Source organism: Actinomycetospora sp. (assembly GCF_055612215.1).
The window spans coordinates 1-7,579 of record NZ_JBVPVA010000655.1 but is presented as its reverse complement, the minus strand read 5'-3'; the positions used below and the strand labels follow the sequence as shown (position 1 = coordinate 7,579).

Below are 7,579 nucleotides of genomic sequence, written 5' to 3'. Positions count from 1 at the left end.
CGACGGCCCGCCTCCGGATGTTCCGGCGACGGGCCCGTGACCTGCGATGACGTTCCTGGAGCGAGTGACGGGAATCGAACCCGCGTTCTCAGCTTGGGAAGCTGATGTTCTACCATTGAACTACACTCGCCTGCTGCGCTCTGAGCCTACAACAGGCGATCTGCTCGCAGGTCCACCCCCTGGAGCATCGTCGGCTTCCCGGCGCGGTCAGCAACGACATGGGTGTAACTCACTCGGATCACGGCATGGTCTCGGTGCGATCGCGGTCGCACGATTACGCTGCGTCAGACCGATTGCGCCCAAGCGGTATTCCTGGAGCAATCGCCTGTCCTGCCGAGACGATGTGGTGTGTGCTGTCGCGGTGGGTGCAGGACGACGACGGCGAGGTAGGTGAACATGACCCTCCGTGAGTACGCGGCCGAGGCAACGGCCGACGAGGCCTCGACGGCCCCGCCCGAACTCCTGGTGGTCGTCGCCTCCACCGAGGACGCAGCGGCGCTCGCGCCCCTCGGACGCCTCGGGCCGCCCGGCTCGGGCGACCACGCCGACGGTCCGGTGCACCCGGTCCTGATCGCGACCGGCCCGGAGCCCCTCGACGTGGACGCGGCGCTCGACGACCTCGGCGCCCCGGCCGGTCGGCTGCTCCTGCTCGACGGTCCCTGCGAGAGCTGGGCCGAGGAGGCGGCGCGCATGGTCGTGCGCCTCGACGCCCTGCTGGTCGAGGAGCCGCCCGCCGGCGTCGTCGTCCGCGGGGGCAGCGAGGCCGCCCTCGCCGCGACCCGGAGCGCCCTGCGCCTGGGCGTGCCCGTGCTGCACCTGTCGGCCGAGCCCGCGTGCGCGGAGCACGCCGCGACCCAGGCGGCCGTGGTCGAGCTCGCGGCCTGGCAGACGTCCCCGTCGGGTGGGGTGCCCTACCCCACCGAGATCGACCTGCTCGTGCACCGCCTGCTGACGCCCCCGCAGGCCGAGCGCCATCGGGCGGCAGACCAGACGGTCGTGCGCATGCCGTCCGGGCGCGGTCCGCGCTCGTCCATGACCGCCTGAGCACTCGTCCGTACGGCCTAGTGGCCGCCCCCACCGGACGGTCCCGTCCTGCCGCGGTCCCGCCCAGGGCTGGTTGAGCCTGTGAACCTTTCCCCGAACCGGCTAACGTCATGCCTCCGAGTGGTGATGTGCAGGGGGGAGGGTTCCGGTCACCCGGACCGGGACCGTGAGGGCTCGACCCTCGGAGGGGCGTGGACGGGTGAGACGGGCACCGAGGTTGATCACCGAGGTCCAGCGTCTCGGGGTGACCGTGTCCGTCGCGGCCCTCGTGATCGTCCTGCTGGTGGTCTTCCGCCTGCTGTACAGCGCCGCCGTCACCGGGCCCGCGGACGAGCGGCTGCAGGCCGGCCTGCTCGCCGTCGAGGACTCCCACCAGGCGATGCTCGAGATGGACTCCTCGCTGCGCGGCTACCTCGCCACGGGTGACCGCTACTTCGCGACCGAGGCCACGAAGACGAGCCCGGCGCTGGCTGCGGCCGACGCCCAGATGTTGACCCTGCTCGACGAGCCCGAGCTGCGTCAGAGCGTGCTGCAGCTCCTGCTCGCCCAGCAGCGCTGGCGCACCGAGTGGGCCAGCGCCGCCGAGCGTCAGGTCCCGCCGCCCGGCGGCACCGAGGCGTTCCTGCTGCAGGGCAAGGCGCTGTTCGACAGCTACGAGGGCCGCAAGGAGGACACGCGCGCGGTCGCGCTCGCCGCGATCGAGGACAGCCAGCGCCGGGCCACCACCACGCAGTGGGTCCTCGGGGCGCTCCTCGTGGTGGTCGGGCTCGCCACGCTCGGTGTCGCGCTGCGTGGCCGCCGGCGTCTCGAGCGCCACGTCGTCGCGCCCGTCGACGGTCTCCTCGCCTCGGTCCGGGGGATCTCCGAGGGACGGCTCGTCCCGCCCGAGCCGGTGGCCGGCTCCGCCGAGCTCGTCGCCCTGCGTGACGGGCTGGCCGACATGACGGTCGCCCTGCGCCACCAGCACGAGGAGACCACGGCCCAGGCCGAACGGCTGCAGGCCCAGACCGACCGCCTCCGGACCATCCTGATCATGACCCGCGAGATCGCGGGATCGCTGAACACCCGCTACGTCGTCGACTCGACGGTGCAGGCCGCCGTGGCGGTCACCGACGGCCGGGTGCTGCTCTGGCTGCTCGACGAGGACGGCAGCGGGCTGGAGCTCGCCTACGACTCGTCGCGCGGCGCGGTCCCCCCGCTGGAGTCGCACTGCAACCTCGGGGTCGGCGTCGTCGGCCGCTCCGCCCGCTACGGCCAGATCTCCCGGGGCGACCCGGACACCGACGACGAGTCGGCGGTCGCCGTCCCGCTCGTGGTCGGTGCGCGGGTCATCGGGGTCCTGGAGTGCTTCGACGGCGTCGAGGGCGAGGTCGACGGCCAGGCGCTGTCCGCGGTGGAGATGCTCGCGACCCTGGCCGGGTCGGCCATCGAGGCGAGCCGGCTGCACGCGGCCACCGAGCGGCTCTCCCAGTTCGACCCGCTCACACAGCTCGCGAACCGCCGCCGGCTGGGCGCCGACCTCGACTCCGCGGTCGCCAACGCGAAGCGCCACGGCCACCCGATGTCGGTGATCATGCTCGACCTGGACCACTTCAAGGAGCTCAACGACCGCTACGGCCACCAGCAGGGCGACGTCGTGCTGCAGGAGGTCGCGAGCACCCTGCGCGCCTCGATGCGCGACGGCGAGACCGCCTACCGCTACGGCGGGGAGGAGTTCGCCATCCTCATCACCGAGGGCGGCCCCGACGACGCCGCGGCGCTGGCCGAGCGGCTGCGCGAGCGGGTCGAGGCCGACTTCAAGCGTGGCGGCCGCCAGCTGGTGACGGCCTCGTTCGGGATCGCGACGCTGCCCGAGCACGCCGGAGACGGCGAGGGGCTCGTCTCCGAGGCGGACCGCGCGCTGTACTCGGCCAAGAACTCCGGCCGGAACCGGGTGCACCGCGCCGGCCAGCTCGTCGGATAGCGCAGGAGGAGAACTCGGGTGGCGACGATCGACGAGCTGATGCGCGCGAACCTGCTCGGGGTGTTCGGCGAGCGGGACGCCGTGCGGCGGAAGGCGACGATCGTGGAGACCTACGCCCCCGACGTCGTGTTCTCGGACCCCGAGGGCACCGAGACCGGGCACGACGCGATCGACGCGAAGGCGCAGGCACTCCTCGACCGCTCGCCGGGCTTCGTGTTCGCCCCCGCCGGGCAGGTCCACGTCGTCCGCGACCTCGGCCACCTCGCGTGGGCCTTCGGTCCCGAGGGTCAGCCGCCCGTCGTCCGCGGGGTCGACGTCGCCCTGGTCCGCGACGGGCTGATCGCCAACCTCTACACGTTCCTGCTCGAGGACTGAGCCCGGATCAGGCGGGGCCCTGCGGCAGCCCGCGCCGGAAGTTCACGTAGGAGCGCGACGGGGTGGGCCCCCGCTGGTCCTGGTAGCGCGAGCCGTAGACCGGCGAGCCGTACGGGTGCTCCGAGGGCGACGAGAGCCGGAACAGGCACAGCTGCCCGACCTTCATCCCCGGCCACAGCCGGATCGGCAGGTTCGCGACGTTCGAGAGCTCGAGCGTCACGTGCCCCGAGAAACCGGGGTCGATGAATCCGGCAGTGGAATGAGTCAATAAGCCCAAACGGCCCAAACTCGATTTCCCCTCCAATCGCCCGGCCACGTCGTCGGGCAGCGTGATGACCTCGTAGGTCGAGCCGAGGACGAACTCGCCGGGGTGCAGCACGAACGCCTCGTCCGCCGCGGGCTCGACCATCCGCGTCAGGTCGTCCTGCTGCAGCGCCGGGTCGATGTGGGTGTAGGCGTGGTTGTTGAACGTGCGGAAGTGCCGGTCCAGGCGCAGGTCCACGCTCGAGGGCTGCAGCAGCGTCTCGTCGTACGGGTCGAGCGCGACGCGTCCGGCGGCGATCTCGGCGCGGATGTCCCGGTCGGAGAGCAGCACCCGCGCACACTATCGGCGCAACCCGACACGCCGAGGGGTCGGGCGGCGCACCGCATCCGACATCTCATCCCGCCGGTTGATCAGGGGCACATCACGCAGGCCGACGGCTGCCGAGACCTGCGTGGAGTGCCCCTCATCCGGAGCGGACCGCGGATCGGCGGACCCCCGGAACGAGCGAAGGGCCCCTTCGGGCGGATAGATCGACCGAAGGGGCCCTTCGCTCAGTGCCGGCGGAGCCCGAAAGCCCTACTCGCTCGGGTTCTTGACGTTCGCCGAGGTCGCCGTGGTGGCGGGGTCGGAGTCACCGACCCCGTCGGTCTCGGCCTCGACCGCGTCGTCGGGAGCCGGCTGCCCCCGCTTCACCGCGGCCAGGAGCATCTGCGAGACGTCCATGACCTCGGTGCCCACGGCCTTGGCCTCGCTCTGCCGCTCGGTCAGCCCGTCGGTGAGCATGACGCGGCAGAAGGGGCAGCCGGTCGCGATCGTGTCCGGCTCGGTGGAGATGGCCTCGTCGACGCGCTCCATGTTGATGCGCTTGCCGATGTTCTCCTCCATCCACATCCGCGCACCGCCGGCGCCGCAGCAGAGCGCCCGGTCCGCGTGACGTGGCATCTCCTTGAGCACCGCACCCGCCGCGGCCACCAGCTCGCGGGGCGGGCTGTAGACCTCGTTGTGCCGGCCCAGGTAGCACGGGTCGTGGTAGGTCACGGTCTTCGGCCCGGTGTGTCCCGGCGACGACCCGTTCGAGCCCGACGAGCCGTTCGCGTGCCCGTTCGACGACGCCCCGTCCTCGGCGAGCGCGACGGCGGCCGGCGCGGCCTGGTCGTCGGGGTGCCCGCCGGTGCCGTGCCCGTCGGCGCGGACGAGCCCGCGCTCGGTGCCGTCGGACTGCGGCCCGTGGTACTGCAGGTTCGTCGTCGGGTTGATGTCGAGCTTCGCCGTGGGCACCGGCGACGACTCGGGCGCGACCGGGATGAGCTTCTTCTCCCGGACCAGCTGGTTGAGCAGCTGGGTGTGGTGGACGACCTCGTAGTGGCCGTCGAGCTGCGGGTACTCGCGGCCCAGGGTGTTCATGCAGTGCGGGCACGTGGTGACGATCTTGCGGGTGCCCGGCTCGCGGCCCTCGAAGACGCCGTCGAGCATCTCCTTGGTCTGCATGGCCATCATCTGGAAGAGGAACTCGTTGCCCGAGCGCCGCGCCGGGTCACCGGTGCAGCTCTCCTCCTTGCCGAGCACGACGTAGTCGACGCCCGCGATGTGCAGCAGCTCCGCCGTTGCGCGGACCGTCTTCTTGGCGTTGTCGTCGAACGCGCCGGCGCAGCCGATGAAGAAGAGGTACTCGGTCTCGGGCGAGAGCTCGCCGTCGAACTCCGGCACCTCGAAGGGCAGGTCCTTCGCCCAATCCATGCGCGAGGAGTTGTTCTGGCCCCAGGGGTTGCCCTTGTTCTCGAGGTTGCGGAAGAGGACCCCGAGCTCGCCGGGGAACTCCGACTCGATCATGACCTGGTTGCGCCGCATGTCGACGATGTGGTCGACGTGCTCGATGTCCACGGGGCACTGCTCGACGCAGGCGCCGCAGGTGGTGCAGGACCACAGGACGTCGGGGTCGATGACGCCGAGCTGCTGGGCGGTGCCCACCAGCGGGCGCACGGCCTGGACGTCGTCGGTGCCGCGGTGGCGCTCGTAGCCGGACTCCGGCACGCCGTGACCGCCGTGCTCGTTCTTGCCGAGGCTCGCGTCCATGTCGACGCCGCCCTCGTCGGGCATGTCCCTGCCGCCGATCATGTACGGCGCCTTCGCGAGCATGTGGTCGCGGAGGTCCATGATCAGCAGCTTCGGCGAGAGCGGCTTGCCGGTGTTCCACGCGGGGCACTGCGACTGGCAGCGGCCGCACTCGGTGCACGTCTCGAAGTCGAGCATGCCCTTCCACGTGAAGTCCTCGATCTTGCCGCGACCGAACGAGGCCTCCTCGGGCGGATCCTCGAAGTCGATCGGCTTGCCCTCGTGCTCGAGGGGCTGCAGCGGGCCGAGCGCCTTCGGCAGGCGCTTGGCGGCGACGTTGATCGGGGCGATGAAGATGTGCAGGTGCTTCGAGTAGAGCACCTGGACGAGGAAGACCAGCGCGACGCCGATGTGCAGCAGCAGGAAGACCGTCTCGAGGACGAACAGCGTCGCCGGCGAGAGGCCGGTGAACAGCTGGCCCACCGCGATGGAGACGTAGGCGCCCGAGGTGTAGGGCAGGTTCCCGGCGGCCGACTCGATGCCGCGGAAGACGAAGAGCGTCCAGACGACGTTGAAGATCAGGAAGAGGACGATCCACGCGCCGTTGGTGTGCGAGCCGTAGAACCGGGAGGAGCGCTCCTTGCGCTCCGGGTCCTGCCGCACGCGCATGATCGCGAAGGTGATGATCGAGAGCAGCACCATCACGGCGATGAAGTCCTGCAGGAAGCCCAGGACCGGGGAGTGCCCGATGAACGGGATCGCGAAGTCGTCCACGAACAGGGCGCCGTACGCCTCGATGTAGACGGTCAGCAGGATGATGAAGCCCCACATCGTGAAGAGGTGGGCGAGGCCGGGGACCGACCAGCGCAGCAGCCTGCGCTGGCCGAACACCTCGACGAACTGCGCGCGCACGCGGCCGCCGAGGCCCTCGGAGCGCTTGGCGTCGGGCTGGCCCGACTTGATGAGCGTGAATAGCCACCACGCCCGCCGTGCGGCGACGACCCCCACGGCCACCGTGAGCGCGAGGCCCAGGATCAATCGGACGAGCACTGTTCGACCTCCCAGCGGACCCGGCCGGGCGGCACGGGTCGACAACCGACGTGGGCGCACTGTATCGGCTGGTCCGGGCGGCAGCCCGACGAGCGCAGTGAGAATCTACTCACCGGTAACCGGAGTCCTCGCGAACGGGCGTGATCGGCCCCCGCCGGCCGAGCGCCGTCACGCTGCGGAGATCTCCTACGACGTTCGGTGCAGCGCTCCGGGCGCGCGTCCCCCCACGAGGGCGCCGTTCGAGCCACCATGTGCTCCGGTCGTCGGAATCCGGGCCGATTCCACGCCACTCGGTGACCGTCCGTGCGACTGTCGGTCGCACGCCGCGACGGCCGGGGGTGGTCGGCCCGGCGACCGACGTGTTTACTCGACCGGTCGAGACCGGCCGAGGATGTGCCACCGAACGTCCGGGGAGGACCACCGCCATGATCACCACGACCCTCGGCGCGCAGGTGGTCGGCTCCGGAGTGCCGCTCGCCGACCTGCCCTCGTACGGGTCGGCCGTCGTGGCGCAGGGCCTCGGGACCAACGGCCTGCAGGGCTGGATCCGCGACAACATCGTCCCGTTGATCCTGCTCGGCATCGCGGTGGTCATGCTGTGGATCGGCGGCCGCGGCGACAACGCCGGTGTCGCCCGCCGCGGCGTCGGGCTGCTGGTCGGCCTGGTCGCGCTCGGCATCGCCGTCTCGGGCCAGGGCCCGGCGGTCGGTCAGTTCCTGGCCCAGTTGATCACGGGGTGACGCGGTGCAGATCCGCACCGACGACGACGTGTACCGGGTCGACGCCGTCTGGCTCGGCCCGCCCCGGGCGACGTTCCCCTGGCGGGCCCG

General features: G+C 71.4%; 6 protein-coding genes and 1 tRNA gene. 4 read left to right on the top strand and 3 right to left on the bottom strand.

What is annotated here, in order from left to right; translation table 11 throughout:
- Positions 1-56: 56 nt before the first annotated feature.
- Positions 57-130 (bottom strand) — tRNA-Gly (locus AC0CYZ_RS17965).
- Between the two features lie 266 nt (positions 131-396).
- On the opposite strand from AC0CYZ_RS17965, the gene AC0CYZ_RS17960 reads away from it, so the two are divergent.
- From AC0CYZ_RS17960 to AC0CYZ_RS17950, 3 genes are all read left to right on the top strand, one after another.
- A complete protein-coding gene (locus AC0CYZ_RS17960) occupies positions 397-1,044 on the top strand; it encodes a hypothetical protein (protein ID WP_472217760.1) in 648 nt (215 codons plus the stop codon).
- 244 nt (positions 1,045-1,288) lie between these two features.
- Complete coding sequence (locus tag AC0CYZ_RS17955) at positions 1,289-3,007, top strand: GGDEF domain-containing protein (RefSeq protein ID WP_472217758.1); 1,719 nt, start codon at positions 1,289-1,291, stop codon at positions 3,005-3,007.
- An 18-nt stretch (positions 3,008-3,025) separates the two neighbouring features.
- On the top strand, positions 3,026-3,382 hold the full coding sequence (locus AC0CYZ_RS17950; RefSeq protein WP_472217756.1) for a nuclear transport factor 2 family protein: 357 nt from the start codon (positions 3,026-3,028) through the stop codon (positions 3,380-3,382).
- 7 nt (positions 3,383-3,389) lie between these two features.
- Here the strand turns inward: AC0CYZ_RS17950 and dcd are convergent, their stop codons facing one another.
- Together dcd and AC0CYZ_RS17940 are read right to left on the bottom strand one after the other, a co-directional pair.
- Positions 3,390-3,977 carry a dCTP deaminase gene (dcd, locus tag AC0CYZ_RS17945; protein ID WP_472217754.1) on the bottom strand — a complete coding sequence of 196 codons (588 nt, stop codon included), beginning with the start codon at positions 3,975-3,977 and terminating at the stop codon, positions 3,390-3,392.
- Between the two features lie 246 nt (positions 3,978-4,223).
- Complete coding sequence (locus AC0CYZ_RS17940; RefSeq protein WP_472217752.1) at positions 4,224-6,749, bottom strand: heterodisulfide reductase-related iron-sulfur binding cluster; 2,526 nt, start codon at positions 6,747-6,749, stop codon at positions 4,224-4,226.
- A gap of 425 nt (positions 6,750-7,174) precedes the next feature.
- Here AC0CYZ_RS17940 and AC0CYZ_RS17935 point away from each other — a divergent pair, with 425 nt between their 5' ends.
- Positions 7,175-7,489: a hypothetical protein gene (locus tag AC0CYZ_RS17935; RefSeq protein ID WP_472217751.1), complete on the top strand. Its 315-nt coding sequence runs from the start codon at positions 7,175-7,177 to the stop codon at positions 7,487-7,489.
- Positions 7,490-7,579 lie beyond the last annotated feature (90 nt).

Bases quoted from the DNA above. Each gene is read 5' to 3' on its own strand.
- AC0CYZ_RS17960 (WP_472217760.1), top strand. From the start codon at position 397: ATGACCCTCCGTGAGTACGCGGCCGAGGCAACGGCCGACGAGGCCTCG.
- AC0CYZ_RS17935 (WP_472217751.1), top strand. From the start codon at position 7,175: ATGATCACCACGACCCTCGGCGCGCAGGTGGTCGGCTCCGGAGTGCCG.